The sequence below is a fragment of the Bacillus sp. FSL R9-9410 genome, from assembly GCF_038050385.1.
Classification (GTDB): Bacteria; Bacillota; Bacilli; order Bacillales; family Bacillaceae_G; genus Bacillus_A; species Bacillus_A cereus_U.
Genome location: NZ_JBBOTV010000001.1, coordinates 1,740,262 through 1,756,294 on the forward strand (window position 1 = coordinate 1,740,262; position 16,033 = coordinate 1,756,294).

Here is a 16,033-nt window from a genome sequence, read left to right on the forward strand (position 1 = left end):
AGGGAAGGGAGATGAATTGTAATAAAAAACGAGCAAACAAATTTGTTTGCTCGTTTTGCTATACTTAATTCTATTTCAGTTCACATTTATCAAGTGGAATTACTTTCGTTTTCTTAATAAATTTATAACCTAACCATAGTACTAAGAAGAGTGGTAAACCGATGTAAGAAATAAGTACACCGTTCCAATCGATAGCTGCTCCCGTAAATGCTCCGTAGTTTTGACCTAAAATAACGATAACACAAAGTGTAAATGCAAAGATTGGACCGAACGGGAACCATTTCGCTTGATATGGTAAATCTTTCAAATCTTTCCCTTGTGCAATATAAGCTTTACGGAAACGGTAATGACTAATAGCAATCCCTACCCAAGCAATAAATCCTGACATCCCAGAAGCATTTAATAACCAAATGTATACAACACCGTCACCGAATAAAGAAGCGATGAAAGCGACGCTACCAACTACTGATGTTGCGATTAATGCGTTAACAGGTACACCACGGCTATCTAATTTGCCTAAGAACTTTGGTGCTTTTCCTTGGCGAGCTAAATCCCAAAGCATACGAGTTGATGCGTACATTCCAGAGTTACCAGCAGAAAGTACTGCAGTTAAAATAACAGCGTTCATAACAGAAGCAGCGAAGGCAACGCCCGCTTTTTCAAATACAAGTGTAAATGGACTTACTGTAACATCACTCGCTGCAAGGCTTTCAGTCGTATAAGGAATTAATAAACCGATAACGAGAATTGCTAAGATGTAGAATAATAAAATACGCCAAAAGATAGAACGAATTGCTTTTGGAATATTGCGTTCTGGATCAGCAGTTTCACCAGCAGCTACTCCTAATAATTCAGTTCCTTGGAATGAGAAACCAGCAGCCATAAATACACCGATAATTGCCATGATGCCGCCATTAAATGGTGCATCTGCAACAGTGAAGTTTTTAAAGCCGACAGATTCGCCGCCCATAATTCCAAAAATCATCATAAAACCGACAATTAAAAAGATAATAATAGTAACTACTTTAATAAGTGCGAACCAATATTCAGATTCACCAAAACCTTTAACAGATAAATAGTTTAAGAGAAAAATAATAGCTAAACATAGTCCACTCCAAATGAGAGAAGGGGTATCTGGAAACCAAAATTTCATAATTAATGTTACGGCCGCTAGTTCAGCTGCAATCGTAATCGCCCAGTTATACCAATAGTTCCATCCAAGTGCAAAGCCAAGTGATGGATCAACAAATTTTGTTGCATAAGTGCTAAAAGATCCAGTAACAGGCATGTAAGCTGCGAGTTCTGCTAAGCTTGTCATTAAGAAATAAACCATAATTCCAATTGCGGCGTATGCGACTAATGCACCGCCAGGACCAGCTGAATGGATAACACCACCGCTGGCAAGAAATAGTCCGGTACCGATTGTACCACCGAGAGAAATCATCGTAAGGTGACGAGATTTTAATCCGCGTTTTAATTCACCTTGTCCTTGTGTAGTTTGTGTTTTAGAGGTATCTTGATTCGTTGCGCTATTCATGTTCAACACTCCTTTTCTTGTAAGATAGGAAGGAGCGGGGGAGAAAAATACAAAAAACCGCCAAAAGAATTAGGCGGAATGTTTCACAAATAACCACCCCATCATACCCTTCCGTTAAGATAGCACCCCACGTCTACACGGTAATTTTGTAAACGTGACAGTTCTGTTCCTTTCGGAGACAGCCCCAGCTCATATTTCCAGAGATGAAATATAAACTTCGGCAACTTTTCCTTTCAAACGGAGTCGGGTGACATTCTCTGTGTCTCGGCCGTTCTACTCTTAAAAGTTGCAACCTCTACCTCATCGGATTGATGAGGATTTATATATTGCTATGATTTTTAATATATGGCAATTGTAATGATTTTCTGAAAATATTGCAAGGGATTTTGTTAGGAAAAGTCAAAAAATATCGGTTATTGTATAGGAAACGCTTGCAAAACTCCACCCGAACCTACTGTTATGTAACAATAAACAAAGAAAAAATTGTTATACAAATGTTTCGCAAAAAATATAGAAAAACCCTTTAAAATTAAAAGAAAATTCAGAAAATATAATTCGACATAACTATTAAAAGGGGATTAGTTTTTTATTTTGTTTCAAAGAATAAACATATGTGCACACAAAAAAGAATGAATATTCTATATATTTATAGTAAAATTGTAGTATTGTTTAATTGAAAAGGGGACATCGTTATGAAATTAGAAACGGAAAGATTACATATTATCCAGTGTACGGAAGAACGGGTTCAAATTGCGAATAATCAAGGATACAATAGTGGCCCGCATATTTTAGGGCATATAGAAAATGTGAAACAAGATGCGGCTTTATTACCGTGGGGCGCGTGGTATGTTATTCGGAAAGAAGATGACATCGTTTTAGGTGATATAGGATTTAAAGGGAAACCGAACGAGGAACATACAGTAGAAATTGGTTACGGATTTATTGAGAAATATTGGAATAAAGGGTATGCAACAGAAGCAGTTAGTGAATTAATGAAATGGGCTTTTCAAACAGGAGAAGTGGAAACGATTATAGCGGAGACACTCCGTGATAACTATAGCTCTATTCGTGTATTAAAGAAATTATATATGAAAAGAGTAAATAGTACTGAAACGATGATAAATTGGAAGATTGAAAAATAAAGAATACCGCTCGAAGTAAATCGGGCGGTATTTTTCGTAATTATGGTAGCATTTGTTTTTGATCTGCCGGATAGCCAATCGTTGAATGCTTTGAATGGTTACGGACAGAAATGAGAATAGAGATAACAACGATAAGACCAACTGCAACATAAGAAAGTGTAATAATAGTTGGATCAACTTTAAATGATGTAAGTAATGTACGTATATTCGTAAAGATAATAAGTCCGCCAACGAGTACGCCAAGTAAATGCGAAGGAACAATGCGCACTAACCATGCGGCGATTGGTGCGGCAACAATACCACCAAGCATTAGAGCAAATACCCAAACCCAGCTTATTTGTTCCCAGCCAAGTGAGATGAAAAAGCCGATTGTTGCAGCGAGTGAAACAGGAAATTCGCTCGTATCTACAGATCCAATAACTTTTCTAGCATCATTTCCTCTTGCAAGAAGAACAGGTGTCGTAATAGGTCCCCAGCCACCACCGCCAGTTGAATCAACGAATCCTGCGAACAGACCGAGCGGTACAAGTTGTTTAGCAGACATACGCTTATTTGAAGAAACAATTTGTTTTTGAATGATGAATCGTAACAAAATATAAACCCCTAAAGTAAATAAAAATAAGGAAATGTACGGTTTAATTACATTGCCAGGTAAATTACTTAAAAAACATGCTCCAACAAATGCACCAATTGCTCCAGGTAATGTAAGCCTGGAAACTGTATATTTATCAACGTTTCCAAATCGGATGTGAGATGCACCAGAAGCCGCAGTTGTAACGACTTCAGCTAAATGAACCGATGCAGATGCAACAGCTGGTGCGATACCAAACATTAATAATAAAGAAGTAGACGTTACCCCGTACGCCATTCCAAGTGCTCCATCAATCAATTGAGCGAAAAATCCGATAATAGCAAAGATAATTAATTTCTGCATAAATAATCCCCCTGTAATAATAAATAAAAAGGCACTTTTCCCGTATGAGAAAAGTGCCTTTGGTTTTTCCAATCAGCAATAATTAAATTTGTTTTATTATAATACATATTAATCGTATAAATCAACTAGGTTTTAAAGTTTTTTGAATTGAACGAAATAAAAATAAAATATACAATAAAAGGATGGAGAGAAAGGGGAGAAAGACTATGTTAGCATTTGATCATCTTGTTCACGCAGTTCATGGCACACCGGAGGAAGCGGCAAAACAAATGCAGGAGCGTGGATTTCATACTGCATTAGGCGGAGAGCATACGAACTGGGGTACCTGGAATAGTTTATGTTATTTTGATTTATCATATATAGAATTTTTAGCTGTTCAGCATGAAGATAAAGCGAAAGAAGCAGAAAATCCATTAGTACAGGAAACAGTGGTGAAATTAAAAAATGGAGAAGGAATGCTACAAATCGCAATTCGAACAGATGAAATTGAAGAACTAGCAGCTAAGTTTAGTAAGCATGGTTTACATACGATAGGGCCAATTGAAGGGAAACGTATAAGAAAAGATGGCCGCCTTTTAGAATGGAAAATGTTGTTTGTAAAGCAGGAAGAGAACGGACCGAATATACCATTCTTTATACAATGGAATGAAACAGATGAAGAAAGAAGAAACGATTTACGTAAAACAGGAACGATCGCTGAACATAAAAACAAAGTAGAAGAAATTGAAATGATTCATTATGCGGTGAAAAATGTTCGAGAAACAGTGCGGAAATGGAAAGAAGTAATGGGATTAACAGTAAGTTCAGTTATAAGAAATGAAGAGTGGAATGCTGAGTGTCAAAGTGTAGTGTTTGGTGGTATTAGTGTGCAGTTTTGTGAACCGATTGGAGAAGGGTTAGTGCAAGAACGCTTGAAGGAGCATGGTGAATATCCGTTTGCGGTGGAGTTTAAAGGGGAAAATAAACGAAAGCGTGAAGTGCTAGGTAGTTTGTACATATATGAATAGAGGTGAACTTTGTGGAAGAAATTTTAAGAGAGATAGAGAGAAAAATAGAGTGGCCTCGTATTGTGAAATGTACAGCTATTACAAAAGGGTTTTCACATGAAGAGAAATATAAAGTTGAATTAGAGAATCGAGAAACGTATTTTGTCAAAGTGTGTGATTCTGCTAATTTTGAACGAAAACAAGAAGAATATACGTATATGAAACAGTTGGAGTCATTACATATTCCAACGCCGAAGTTAATTCATTTCATAAAACTTGAGGAATTAAATAAATGTGTTCAAGTATTTGAATGGACCCGAGGTGTAAATGGTGAAGAGGGCTTAGGTAAGCTATCGGTGGAGGAACAGTATAATGCAGGAAGAAAAGCAGGTGAAATATTAAAGAGGATTCACTCGATAGAAAGAGAAAGTGCAAGTAATAAATGGGAAACATCTAGATGGAATAAATACGAAAGATACATAGAGGCATTAGCAGATTACGAGGTGAATTTTCTGGATTTGAAGCCAGTATTAACCTTTGTAGAAAATCATAAAGATTTATTAAAAAATCGTCCTATCACATTTTTACACGATGATTACCACCCAGCAAATAGTATGATTCACAATAAGGAGTTTATCGTTATCGATTTTGGTGGATATGATTTTGGCGATCCAATACATGATTTTTATAATGTAGCGATTTTTACTACAAGAATAAGTAAACCATTTGCGGTTGGTCAAGTTCACGGTTATTGCGGAGGTGAACCGTCACTCCATTTTTGGAAACTGTATTCATTATATGCAGCAATGACATTCCCAGCGGATATCGTATGGACAAACCGAAGTACGCCACATTTAGTAGATGATATGAAAGAGAGATTAAACAGAATTTTAGAAGATCATAATCATTTTTCATCCTATATTCCAAAATGGTATCAATCACAATATACGGATATAATAAACAATAAATAACGGAGGGATTCATTTGGATAAAATTGCGATAATTTCAGATATTCATGGTAATATTCCGGCTTTAGAATCTGTGATGCAAGATATTAAATTAAGAGGAATTGAACGTATTATTTGTCTTGGAGATTTAGTAGGAAAAGGTCCTCATTCTAGCGAAGTAATTGAAATCGTTCGTAAAGAATGTGAAGGAACCGTAATGGGAAACTGGGATGATTTCATTACAAAACCGACTGAATTCGAAGCGTTAAAATGGCATCAAAAACAACTGTCAGAAGAACAAAATGAGTATTTAAGAAGTTTACCATTTTCAATCGAGTTTTATATGAGCGGAAAACTCATTCGTATGTTTCACGCTTCACCGAGAAGTTTGTATGAAAGAATTCAACCACACGCTTCAAGAGAAGAGCGTGTTAGTATGTTCGAAAATAGTGATTTGACAGAGAATATAGAAGGGGAAAGAAAACCAGATGTCGTTTGTTACGGTGACGTTCACCAGGCGTATGTGCAAAATTTTAGAGGGAAAACGTTATGTAATGCTGGTAGCGTAGGAAACCCACTTGAAATTACACAAGCTTCTTATTTAATTTTTGAAGGAACTTACAATGAAAAAGAAGCAGCGAGTTTTTCCATTCAACTCGTACGTGTACCGTATGATATTGAATTAGCAATTCGATTAGCAGAAGAGCTGGATATGCCAGAAATTGAGGAGTATAAGCAGGAATTACGAACTGCTTTGTATCGAGGGTTTAAGGGGAAGTAAGCTAATAATAATATATCAACGATTTTTTCAATATATCGACGATTCGACAGAGAATATCGACTTACCGACAAATAGTGACATATATTATTTCTGATAATTATGTTATGTAAACTAATCGTAGGGAGGGAATATCATGAACCGAAAACAACGAATGAAAGAAATTGATGATCATATTTTAACGTTAAACTTAACTCATCCAATAAGAGTCGGGGTAAGTGGTATTACAGCATCCGGAAAGACAACATTTGCAAATGAACTAGCAGAGGAAATGAAAAAGTGCGGAGTACCAGTAACACGTGCAAGCATTGATGATTTTCATAACCTAAGAGCAATTCGTTATACGCAAGGTAAAGAATCTGCAAGAGGATATTATGAAGATGCACATGATTATTCAGCTTTTAAAGAAAGGTTATTGAAGCCTTTAGGACCTAATGGGAATTTACATTATGAAACGATATCTCATAACTTAATAACGGACATCCCTGTACATAATGCACCGCTAGTGGCCTCTCAAAATATGGTATTAATAGTAGATGGAACATTTTTATTGAAAAAAGAAATTGAGTATCTATTTGACTATAAAATTTTCGTAGATACAGATTTTGAGATTGCGAGAAAACGTGGTGCAGAGCGCGAGACTGAGGCTTTTGGAAGTTATGAAGAAGCAGAGAAAATGTTTATAAACAGATATCATGTGGCTTGTAAGATGTATATAGATGAGCATAATCCGAAAGAATGTGCGAATGTTATATTTCAGAATAGTAATTTTGATGATCCGGTAGTTGTATTTAAAGGAATTTAAAATCGTTTATATAGCAAAAAGTTCGTGAAAGGGGATGTGTTGGGTGGATAAAAAAGATAATCCGAACGATTGGCCTGTATGGGCGAATGAGTCAGTAGAGATAGTTAATGCAAATCCTGATTGGCAAGATAAAGGGAGATGTGAAGAACAGCAACTGCATGAACTGCTTGCTCCTCTCGGTATAAGCAAAGTAATACATATAGGAAGTACATCCATACCTGGTTTACCTGCAAAACCTATAATTGACCTAATGGCTGAAACAGACTCATTTGATAGAGTAATCGATATTTCAGCAAAATTGGCTATATATGATTGGCATTATGTAGGACCAGAATTAGATGAAAGACCTTGGAGAAGGTTCTTTGTGAAAGTTAAGAATAATAGGCGTGTAGCTCATCTACATTTGATGGTTAAAGGAACTGAGCGATGGGAGCAACAACTTTTATTTCGTAACCGCTTACGAGAAAATCCACAATTAGTTTATGATTATTCAAATCTAAAGCAAGAGTTAGCTAAAAGGTTTAACCAAGATAGAGAAGCATACACAAAAGCTAAAACAGAATTTATTAAACAAGTTCTAAAGTGATTCAAATTTTGATTGTAACTCCGTTTGAATACAAATGAAAAAAATACTTTATTTTATAACTTAAACTTACATGAAATGCATGCAAACAAAGTGAGAAGCTTTGGTGTTCCAATGTATTTCCTTTTATTTCTCGGGAGAAATTTATATAATTGAATCAAGTTCATAGAAAGATAGGGACTAAAACTATATTAAAAATCGACTTGATTTTATGAGGGAAATTACAGGGGATAAGGCGAAAATAAGTTAAAAAACGTAAAAAGGGGACAGGAAATATAATGACAGAAGCACTAGAACTAAAAGAAGAATTACAACAAATTAAAAATAATAATTATGCTGTACCAGCCGATGTGGACGCATATCCATATGCACAGTGGATGCTAGATTATATCGGATCACCTGATGCTGAATTACGTGATGATTTGATATATAGTACGCTTCACACATGGATTACAAATGATGTATTTAGACAAAAAGAATTACGAGGATTAATGTTACAAGCGATTAGTCCTGATTATTTATTTTATAAAATTGGTGAAAAGGGAACTGATTCTGTATTTAAACGTGCGTTCTCCGTATTAATTCCACCACTTATATTATCTGTTCATGAAAGAGAACCGTTGTTATCTGAAGAACAGCTGTATAGTGTGGCAGAACAAGTTCTGGAATATGTCTATTTAGAAGAAGATGTAAGGGGTTACGTAGAAGGAAAAGGCTGGGCACATTCTACTGCACATGCGGCAGATGCACTAGATGCTTTGGCACGTACAATACAAAATCGTGAGTTTTCATATGCAATACTAGCTGCTGTTCGTCAAAAAGTTCGTATGAGTGACTACGTATACATACACTTTGAGGATGAGAGATTAGTAACGCCAATTATGTCGTTACGTAATCAAAATCTTTTAACTGAAGAAGAGTGGAGCAACTGGCTACATAGTATAGCAATTGTTGAAGACATCCGAAATCCTCAGCATGCTATTTTAGTACAAAATATTAGAGTTTTCTTAAGAAGTTTATATTTTAGAGCTTTAGAGAATGAAGGGGCTACTGCCTTTACAGATGATATATTGGAGACTTTGAAGAAATTGCGTAGATATTAAGAAAGGCATTTGAATTGGAAATTTTAAAAGTAGTCCATACTTAGATACAAAGTGAAAATATTAATTTTCAAAAATTTATTAGAAATTTATTTTTATATTGTACCCTTTCAGTATAAGTTGAAAGGGGTATCATATGAAAAAATTATTGAAGATAGTAAAGATTATATTTTTTGTGTGTATTAGTATTATTTTCTTTGGAACAGGCGCTGTATTCATATATCATAACTATCAATTAAAAATGGAATCGAAATTAATGAACAATGAAGGGGAACTTGTTAATTTCAATAATAAAAAAGTGAATGTTTATAACGAGGGGAGCGGGGAGGATACGTTTGTATTTATGTCCGGATCCGGAATTGCCGTTCCTGTTTATGAATTGAAAGGATTATATAGTGAATTTTCTAAAGAAAATAAGATTTCTGTAATTGAGAGAGCTGGTTATGGATACAGTGATGTTTTTCATGATGATAGGGATATTGATACGATATTAGAACAAACGAGAGAAGCGCTTATTCGAAGTGGAAATAAACCTCCCTATATTTTAGTGCCACACTCTCTATCGGGTATAGAGACTATTTATTGGGCACAAAAATACCCAAGTGAAGTAAAAGGGATTATTGCGTTAGATATAGGTTTACCTAACCAGTACGTAACTCATAAAATAGACGCGGTTGATTCATTAAGAATAAAAGGGATGAATATTTTAACGAAAATTGGTTTTCAGCGATTAGTTCCTTCTATCACTTATAATCCCGAAGTAATTCAGCAATCCTTTTTAACCGAACAGGAAAAAACTATTTATAAAGCGCTCTCATATAAACAAGCTTTTAATGATGATATGAAGCAAGAACTTTTACAAAGTTACAATAACAGTAACAAATCTAATTCCTTATCATTCCCAAAAGAAACACCAATTTTATTTATAGATGCGATTGCTAGGCAAAATAAAAACTCGAAGTATACAAAGCAAAAAAACAGAGATTATGAGGAGTTTGCTAGCAAATTATTGATAGCTGATGTGAAAATAATTGAAGGTACACATAGTATTTATTTACACGCTCCTGATGAAATATACAAAATTACAATGGATTTTATTAATAATAAAGTAGTGAAGAACTAAGCTATTGTTATTTTAGCGATGGAAGGTCTACATGATGAAAGAATATAACATATTAATTGTTGAAGACGATTTGATTATAGGAGATTTATTACAGAAAATTTTGCAGCGCGAAAAGTACAATGTGTATTGGGAGAAAGAAGGAAAGAATGTTCTTGATGTAATTCATGAGATAGATTTAGTCATAATGGATGTTATGTTACCAGGTGAAGATGGTTATCAAATTACAAAGAAAATAAAAAATCTAGGATTAAATATTCCAATTATATTTCTATCAGCTCGGAATGATATTGATAGTAAACTAAAAGGTCTTACCATTGGAGAAGAATACATGATAAAACCTTTTGATCCTAGAGAATTACTGTTAAGAATTCAGAAAATGTTAGATAATCAATACGGTACTTTCACGCAAATTAAACATTTATTTATAGATGCAGAATATAAAAGGGTTTTCATTAATGGTTTGCGTGATGAAGTTGCGTTTACTGCGATTGAGCGTAAAATATTCTTCTACTTATATGAAAATAGGGATAGAATTCTAACAAAAGAACACTTCTTTGATTACTTATGGCAACTCGAAGATAGAAATCAAAATATCATGAACGTACATATAAAGAAAATTAGGACCAAAATCAATGATAAAACAGGTGATATTATTCAGAATATATATGGAGAAGGGTATAGATTAAATACCTATATGAAGAAATGAACTTAAAGAAGAAATATCAGTTACTACTATTCTCTGCTATTATTAGCGTACCATTGTTATTGTTATCGATTAGTATCCTTATATCAGTTATTTATAATGTTGCCTTTAAAACCCAAAACAAGAACATTCCATTTCATGAATCTTTTGCATATCCCACGATGTTAATCATATTTTTATTATCATTATTAGTGTTAGCTTTTTTATTTTCAAAATCGATTAATTCATTATTAAATAAAATTAATGTATTAAATCAAACGATTCGAGATTTAGCAAGTGATAAAAAAATCCCTAATATAATAGATGTCAAAAGCGATGATGAAATGGGGGAACTAATTAGGTCGGTAAACTTGCTAATAGAAAGAACGACTTATCGAGAATTAGAACTACAACAACAGGAACAAATAAAAAAAGAACTATTAAATAAATTACAGCATGATATTAATACACCTTTAACAGCTGTTAGATTACAATTATATTATTTAGAAGGTGAATACGAAGAACAAGCACCAGTACTTGAATCAATGTATGAGCAGATACAATATATAAGTGATTTAACTAACGAATTTAATATTCAATCTACAGAGACATTAGAGAATACTTATATTGTGAATGATGAAGTAAATATACATAAATTAATAGAAAACATGGTTAAAAAATGGAGCTATTTGTATAATATTCATAAAATTGAATTAGTATATAAACCGCAAGATAAAGGTTTAGTATGGAATAGTAATGAGTTATGGATTCAAAGGCTATTTGATAACATTTTTCAAAATGTGCTTAAACATTCACAAGCTAAAAAACTTGAAATCCTTATAGACGATGATATTGTTTCCTTTAGAGATAATGGGATTGGGTTTGATATAAATTGTAAAGGAACGGGGCTAGGATTAAAAAATATTGAAGATATATCAAAGATGTTCGAAATAAAATACACTTTACAATCAAATAGTGAGGGGACGATGCTTTCTTTTAAAAACAATCAAAAAAATATATAAATTTCATTTTGAATTTCTAGTTTAAGTTTTATTAATAACGCCTATCATGTCGTTACGGAACCAAAACCTTTTAACTGAAGCTGAGTGGAGTACGGTCTTTACAGATGATATATTGGAGACTTTGAAGAAATCGCGTAGGTTTTAAAAAAGGGGAATATTTGGTCCATCACTTGATCCCATCATAAATGAGCATTTCAGCAAAGAATAAGAGTTAAAAAAAACGATCTTTTCTGTAGGTTCCTACAAAAAGGATCGTTTTTGTATTTAAATTGAAATTTCAGACTAAATAAAATTGCTGTTAAAATAGAATGTTGATTTCTGCCGAGTGCTTTGGAATTTATGCAGTACTTCTGTCTTTTCGAGAAGATTTCTTTCTTCAAGTTTTGGTGCAATAAAACGATATATTGCTTTTATTAGACTAGAAAAGAGCACTTCCATTATGAAAGTAAATATTTCTGGTTGCTTTTTGTAGATACGATTATATGAGTCTAAAAAAAGCATAGTTTTGGTAAATTCAATATTTGCTTTAGAGAATTTTTGGATCTCAGAATGTCCAAGATTTAAAGATTATTTACATCTATTTTAATTTTTTTGCACCAGAACTGTTTATACTATTTGTAGGATTTTCTGCTTTTTTGTCGAATATACTTAATGCAAGGAGGGACATTAAATGATTATTAAAGACTATTTCATCAATCTTTCTATTTTTTCTCTATTGGTTAGCGCAGCAATATTTATTCAAGTGTTTACGATTCATTCCAGGCGATATTTTGAAAAATTATATGGAGGGATTATCGCAGTTACTTTGATGTTCTTTTCTTTTCCGTACATGGGATTTTCCTACGATCTTAGAGTTGTTCCTCTTATTTTATCTTTTATTTACTTTGGTCGCAGTGCTGGTTGGATTACATTAATTAGCATTATTATAATGCGTATCTTTTACATTGGTGGGTATTGGGAGCCACCCGTGATTGCATATTTAAGTATGAGTATCCTATTTGCTACTTTTAAAACATACTTTAAAAACCTTCATCCTTTTAAAAGTGCATCTTTATATTTTTCTGTTTTTGTGGGAATAAAGTGGTTAGTTGGTTTATGTTTTAATATTACATTGCTTTACACTGGAGGCTTATTATATATAGCTTTAGGACTTCTAATCGGGCTCTTTCTTATGGAAGCTTACCAGAGATTGTATTATTTAACACAAGATTTATCTAAAATAAATCGAGAATTAATAAAATCGAAGCAAGAACTCACAGATACCGTACATGAACTTCAAGGGGGGATTTTTAAATTTAAAAAAGTGGGTAAGCACTTTATACACACTTTATGTGATGGGCAGTTTTATTATCAAAAAGGATTTTATTCTGAACAGGTGGTAGGAAAAAGCTTACGTACTATTGATGCTTCTATTGTTCCTCCACATTTAGTTCCACAATTGATGAAGCATTATCTTCAGGCATGGGAAGGGAAAGAAATTATATTCGAATTACCCTGGCCAAATGATAAAACTATTATTCTTATTGCGCTTAGGCCGATTAAACGAAATGGACAAGTTATTGAAGTTGTTGGTTCTACAGTCGATATAACCAAAAGGAAAAAGGTAGAATCAGAATTAAGAGCTACTAAAGAATTACTGGAATCGTTTATAAAGCATAATGTAGATGCTATTACCATATCTGATCGAGAAGGGCATATTTTACAAGCCAATAAAGCTTATGAAAAGATATTTGGGTGGTCATCACAAGAAATCATAGGTAAGAGATTACCTTGTGTACCAGATTTCTTAATGGATGAATCACTTGAAAATATTCGAAAAATTCTAACAGGAGAATCTATAGTTACTAGATTAGAAACGGTTAGACAACGTAACGATGGAAGTCTTTTTGATGTCAGTCTGACAGTTTCTCCTATACTAGATGTAAGAGGAAATGTGATAGCTTTATCAGCAATATGTAGAGATATTTCTGAAAGAAAACAAGCAGAAAGAGAAAGGAATCGATTACACCAGCAATTAAGAGATAGTGAAATGAAGTACCGTGCACTAATCGAACAAGCAACTGACGCAGTATATGTAGTAGAGCTGAATGAAGATCATGTTCCAAGTCGATTTATTGAGGTAAACCCTGTTGGGTGTAAAAGATTGGGGTATAGTAGAGAAGGACTGCTCTCGTTGCCATTTCCAAATGTTGTACCACAAGATTCTCCAATGATTGTAAGGTTACTAGAAAAAATTAGAGAGGGACAAACTTCCTTCACTTTGCAAGATGAATATGTTTTTCCAACAAGAAAAATAATAACAACTGAGTTTAGTGTCCGTGTTTTTAACTTAAATGGTAAAAAAGTTTTCCTAAGCATTTCTCGTGATATCACTGAACGGTTAAAAACAGAAGAATTACTACGAAAATCTGAAAAACTTGCTGTCGTAGGACAATTAGCGACTGCAATGGCTCATGAAATTAATAATCCATTAACCGCAATGAAAGGGTTTATGCAATTACTAAAATCAACGGGAAATGAGAATGATCAGGGTTATATAAATATAGTATCATCAGAGATTGAGCGTATAGAAAGTATTACAACTGAATTTATGGCGGTAGCTAAACCACAGGTGGTAAAGATACAACCTAATGATATTGGTGTGCTAATGGATCAAGTTTTGACACTACTGCAACCTCAAGTAATGATGAATAATATACAAATTAGAATCGATTTTACACCCGGTATTCCATTGATTCCATGCGAAGGAAATCAATTAAAACAAGTATTTGTTAATATTTTAAAAAATGCAATTGAATCCATGACAATGGGAGGAGAAATTCTGATTCAAATTGATAAACTTGATAATGATCAAATAATCATTCGTTTTATGGATCAAGGGTGTGGAATTTCAAAAGAACGTATACCATATCTAGGAGAACCTTTTTACAGTATTAAGGAAGAGGGGATTGGCTTAGGATTAATGATCTGCTATAAAATTATCGAAACACATCACGGAAAGGTATTTATTGAGAGTGAAATAAATAAAGGAACAACAGTTGAAGTTACTCTTCCTATTTGTACAATTCAAAATTAATATATTCCCTTATAAAAATTTTCTAAAGAACTTTATAAAAATATAATGCTATTGTCATTTAATGAAATAGAAAAAGCGTATAAGGTACTTTAAAATTCAAAGTGTTCATATGAACAAAATAAATAAACAATAGAATGGAATTATGAATGGACATGAGTAAGAAATTAGTGAACCCCCTATTTGTCTTAGGAAGTGCTACGTTACTAACACTGGGTGCTTTTGTATATGCAATTATGGATTATGGTACAATAGATGAATTTAGTAAAGAAGCCTAGCTAAAGACTAAAGAAACAGCTAATCAAGCAACTATTAATCACTTTAAAACAGAAAAAAATATGGATGTTGTCATTACTCAGATTGGTTTCTCAGGAGAATATGCGACACCTGAGATTTAATTAGAGAGACATGTCTCTGGCAATGAAAAACAAAAGATTTCTGCTACTGTTAATTCTTCAGAAGATTATTGAGTTAAAGACACAGTTAAAAACTAAATTTACTAACTGCTCTTTTTAAGTTTCCTGAATAGGCCTCACTATACTTTTAATGGTTCTGATGCAAAAATTCTAAGGCTCTTGCAAGCAAAGTCCTGAATTTGGATTAGCTATTGCAAAATCATTGATTGAAATGCAAAAGAGATAAAATGGTGAGAGGGGGCGCGCAGATGGCAAGCAGGTTAGTGAATTTTGGTTTACGCTTCCCATCGCATCAGAAAAAATAAGACCGCTGAAAGACTTTTGTAATATTTATGTTATAAAAATGAAAGACCTTCTTGCTAACATACTACTACACAGTATGTTACAGGAGGTTTTTTTACTTTATGAAAAGAGAATATGTATGGTTTATAGGCGGTTTGATAATTGTAATGGGAGGGTTATGGTCATTGTTCCGACCAGAGAAATTATTTATTGATAAGCAGGTGAATGAAGCATTGCCACAAACAGAAGTACAATCAAATGAGACAAAGCAACAAAGTGATCGAGTAATAAGTGAAGGACAGTTTCAAAATGGTGTTCATGAAACAACTGGAACGGCAACAATCCATCAATTAGCGGATGGAAAACGTGTTTTACGACTTTCTGATTTTGCAACATCTAATGGGCCGGATGTGCGAGTTGTATTAGTTCCTACGAATCGTTTGAAAAATAATGAAGACGTGAAAAACTATCAGTATATTGAATTAGGAAAATTAAAGGGAAATAAAGGAGACCAAAACTACGAAATTCCTGAAGGGATAGATGTAAGTGCATATGGTTCGGTTTCTGTTTGGTGTAAGAGGTTTAATGAAAACTTTGGTGCTGTTTATTTTAAGAAGTAAATA

14 protein-coding genes, 3 pseudogenes and 1 riboswitch are annotated in these 16,033 nt (G+C 33.6%); of the genes and pseudogenes, 14 read left to right on the forward strand and 3 right to left on the reverse strand.

All coding sequences use genetic code 11. From position 1 onward, the window contains the following. Nucleotides 1-70 precede the first annotated feature (70 nt). A complete protein-coding gene (locus MKX77_RS09165) occupies nucleotides 71-1,537 on the reverse strand; it encodes an amino acid permease (protein WP_341306395.1) in 1,467 nt (488 codons plus the stop codon). A gap of 112 nt (nucleotides 1,538-1,649) precedes the next feature. After that, a riboswitch (Lysine riboswitch) is annotated at nucleotides 1,650-1,843 on the reverse strand. 386 nt (nucleotides 1,844-2,229) lie between these two features. Between MKX77_RS09165 and MKX77_RS09170 the strand changes: the two genes are divergently transcribed. Beyond that, on the forward strand, nucleotides 2,230-2,679 hold the full coding sequence (locus MKX77_RS09170; RefSeq protein WP_341306396.1) for a GNAT family N-acetyltransferase: 450 nt from the start codon (nucleotides 2,230-2,232) through the stop codon (nucleotides 2,677-2,679). A 40-nt stretch (nucleotides 2,680-2,719) separates the two neighbouring features. Here MKX77_RS09170 and MKX77_RS09175 read toward each other — a convergent pair whose 3' ends face one another. Further along, complete coding sequence (locus tag MKX77_RS09175) at nucleotides 2,720-3,613, reverse strand: sulfite exporter TauE/SafE family protein (protein ID WP_341306397.1); 894 nt, start codon at nucleotides 3,611-3,613, stop codon at nucleotides 2,720-2,722. Nucleotides 3,614-3,819: 206 nt separating this feature from the next. Here MKX77_RS09175 and MKX77_RS09180 point away from each other — a divergent pair, with 206 nt between their 5' ends. The 10 genes and pseudogenes from MKX77_RS09180 to MKX77_RS09225 form a co-directional block, all read left to right on the forward strand. Continuing rightward, complete coding sequence (locus tag MKX77_RS09180; RefSeq protein WP_341306398.1) at nucleotides 3,820-4,620, forward strand: VOC family protein; 801 nt, start codon at nucleotides 3,820-3,822, stop codon at nucleotides 4,618-4,620. Between the two features lie 11 nt (nucleotides 4,621-4,631). Then, entirely contained in the window at nucleotides 4,632-5,570 is a 939-nt protein-coding gene (locus MKX77_RS09185; RefSeq protein WP_341306399.1) for an aminoglycoside phosphotransferase family protein, read from the forward strand. 13 nt (nucleotides 5,571-5,583) lie between these two features. Beyond that, nucleotides 5,584-6,327, forward strand: coding sequence for a metallophosphoesterase family protein (locus MKX77_RS09190; protein WP_341306400.1), 744 nt, complete (start codon nucleotides 5,584-5,586; stop codon nucleotides 6,325-6,327). Nucleotides 6,328-6,460: 133 nt separating this feature from the next. Continuing rightward, nucleotides 6,461-7,129, forward strand: a complete 669-nt coding sequence (locus tag MKX77_RS09195; protein WP_341306401.1) for an AAA family ATPase — start codon at nucleotides 6,461-6,463, stop codon at nucleotides 7,127-7,129. Between the two features lie 43 nt (nucleotides 7,130-7,172). Continuing rightward, complete coding sequence (locus tag MKX77_RS09200) at nucleotides 7,173-7,715, forward strand: GrpB family protein (RefSeq protein WP_215553496.1); 543 nt, start codon at nucleotides 7,173-7,175, stop codon at nucleotides 7,713-7,715. A 275-nt stretch (nucleotides 7,716-7,990) separates the two neighbouring features. Next, complete coding sequence (locus MKX77_RS09205) at nucleotides 7,991-8,815, forward strand: DUF2785 domain-containing protein (RefSeq protein ID WP_341306402.1); 825 nt, start codon at nucleotides 7,991-7,993, stop codon at nucleotides 8,813-8,815. A 133-nt stretch (nucleotides 8,816-8,948) separates the two neighbouring features. Beyond that, nucleotides 8,949-9,935, forward strand: coding sequence for an alpha/beta fold hydrolase (locus tag MKX77_RS09210; RefSeq protein WP_341306403.1), 987 nt, complete (start codon nucleotides 8,949-8,951; stop codon nucleotides 9,933-9,935). 34 nt (nucleotides 9,936-9,969) lie between these two features. Beyond that, nucleotides 9,970-10,641 carry a response regulator transcription factor gene (locus MKX77_RS09215; RefSeq protein WP_341306404.1) on the forward strand — a complete coding sequence of 224 codons (672 nt, stop codon included), beginning with the start codon at nucleotides 9,970-9,972 and terminating at the stop codon, nucleotides 10,639-10,641. Further along, the gene (locus tag MKX77_RS09220) at nucleotides 10,638-11,639 is read left to right on the forward strand and encodes a sensor histidine kinase (RefSeq protein WP_341306405.1); all 1,002 of its coding nucleotides are present in this window, start codon (nucleotides 10,638-10,640) and stop codon (nucleotides 11,637-11,639) included. Before MKX77_RS09215 ends, MKX77_RS09220 begins: the two co-directional genes overlap by 4 nt. A 31-nt stretch (nucleotides 11,640-11,670) precedes the next feature. Further along, nucleotides 11,671-11,784: pseudogene (locus MKX77_RS09225) on the forward strand (DUF2785 domain-containing protein); the annotation flags it as partial. Between the two features lie 149 nt (nucleotides 11,785-11,933). Here MKX77_RS09225 and MKX77_RS09230 read toward each other — a convergent pair. Beyond that, nucleotides 11,934-12,191 (reverse strand): annotated as a pseudogene (locus tag MKX77_RS09230) (hypothetical protein); the annotation flags it as partial. 118 nt (nucleotides 12,192-12,309) lie between these two features. Between MKX77_RS09230 and MKX77_RS09235 the strand changes: the two are divergent. The 3 genes and pseudogenes from MKX77_RS09235 to MKX77_RS09245 all read left to right on the forward strand — a co-directional run bounded on the left by MKX77_RS09235 (nucleotide 12,310) and on the right by MKX77_RS09245 (nucleotide 16,030). Beyond that, nucleotides 12,310-14,715, forward strand: coding sequence for a PAS domain S-box protein (locus tag MKX77_RS09235; protein WP_341306406.1), 2,406 nt, complete (start codon nucleotides 12,310-12,312; stop codon nucleotides 14,713-14,715). A 594-nt stretch (nucleotides 14,716-15,309) separates the two neighbouring features. Then, nucleotides 15,310-15,455 (forward strand): annotated as a pseudogene (locus MKX77_RS09240) (sensor histidine kinase); the annotation flags it as partial. Nucleotides 15,456-15,532: 77 nt separating this feature from the next. After that, a complete protein-coding gene (locus MKX77_RS09245) occupies nucleotides 15,533-16,030 on the forward strand; it encodes a DM13 domain-containing protein (protein ID WP_341306407.1) in 498 nt (165 codons plus the stop codon). The last annotated feature ends 3 nt before the right edge of the window (nucleotides 16,031-16,033 follow it).

What these genes read in the sequence shown, in the direction of transcription:
- MKX77_RS09165 (WP_341306395.1), bottom strand. Translation starts at nt 1,537, where the DNA reads ATGAATAGCGCAACGAATCAAGATACCTCTAAAACACAAACTACACAA.
- MKX77_RS09170 (WP_341306396.1), top strand. Translation starts at nt 2,230, where the DNA reads ATGAAATTAGAAACGGAAAGATTACATATTATCCAGTGTACGGAAGAA.
- MKX77_RS09175 (WP_341306397.1), bottom strand. Translation starts at nt 3,613, where the DNA reads ATGCAGAAATTAATTATCTTTGCTATTATCGGATTTTTCGCTCAATTG.
- MKX77_RS09180 (WP_341306398.1), top strand. Translation starts at nt 3,820, where the DNA reads ATGTTAGCATTTGATCATCTTGTTCACGCAGTTCATGGCACACCGGAG.
- MKX77_RS09195 (WP_341306401.1), top strand. Translation starts at nt 6,461, where the DNA reads ATGAACCGAAAACAACGAATGAAAGAAATTGATGATCATATTTTAACG.
- MKX77_RS09205 (WP_341306402.1), top strand. Translation starts at nt 7,991, where the DNA reads ATGACAGAAGCACTAGAACTAAAAGAAGAATTACAACAAATTAAAAAT.
- MKX77_RS09210 (WP_341306403.1), top strand. Translation starts at nt 8,949, where the DNA reads ATGAAAAAATTATTGAAGATAGTAAAGATTATATTTTTTGTGTGTATT.
- MKX77_RS09215 (WP_341306404.1), top strand. Translation starts at nt 9,970, where the DNA reads ATGAAAGAATATAACATATTAATTGTTGAAGACGATTTGATTATAGGA.
- MKX77_RS09220 (WP_341306405.1), top strand. Translation starts at nt 10,638, where the DNA reads ATGAACTTAAAGAAGAAATATCAGTTACTACTATTCTCTGCTATTATT.
- MKX77_RS09235 (WP_341306406.1), top strand. Translation starts at nt 12,310, where the DNA reads ATGATTATTAAAGACTATTTCATCAATCTTTCTATTTTTTCTCTATTG.
- MKX77_RS09245 (WP_341306407.1), top strand. Translation starts at nt 15,533, where the DNA reads ATGAAAAGAGAATATGTATGGTTTATAGGCGGTTTGATAATTGTAATG.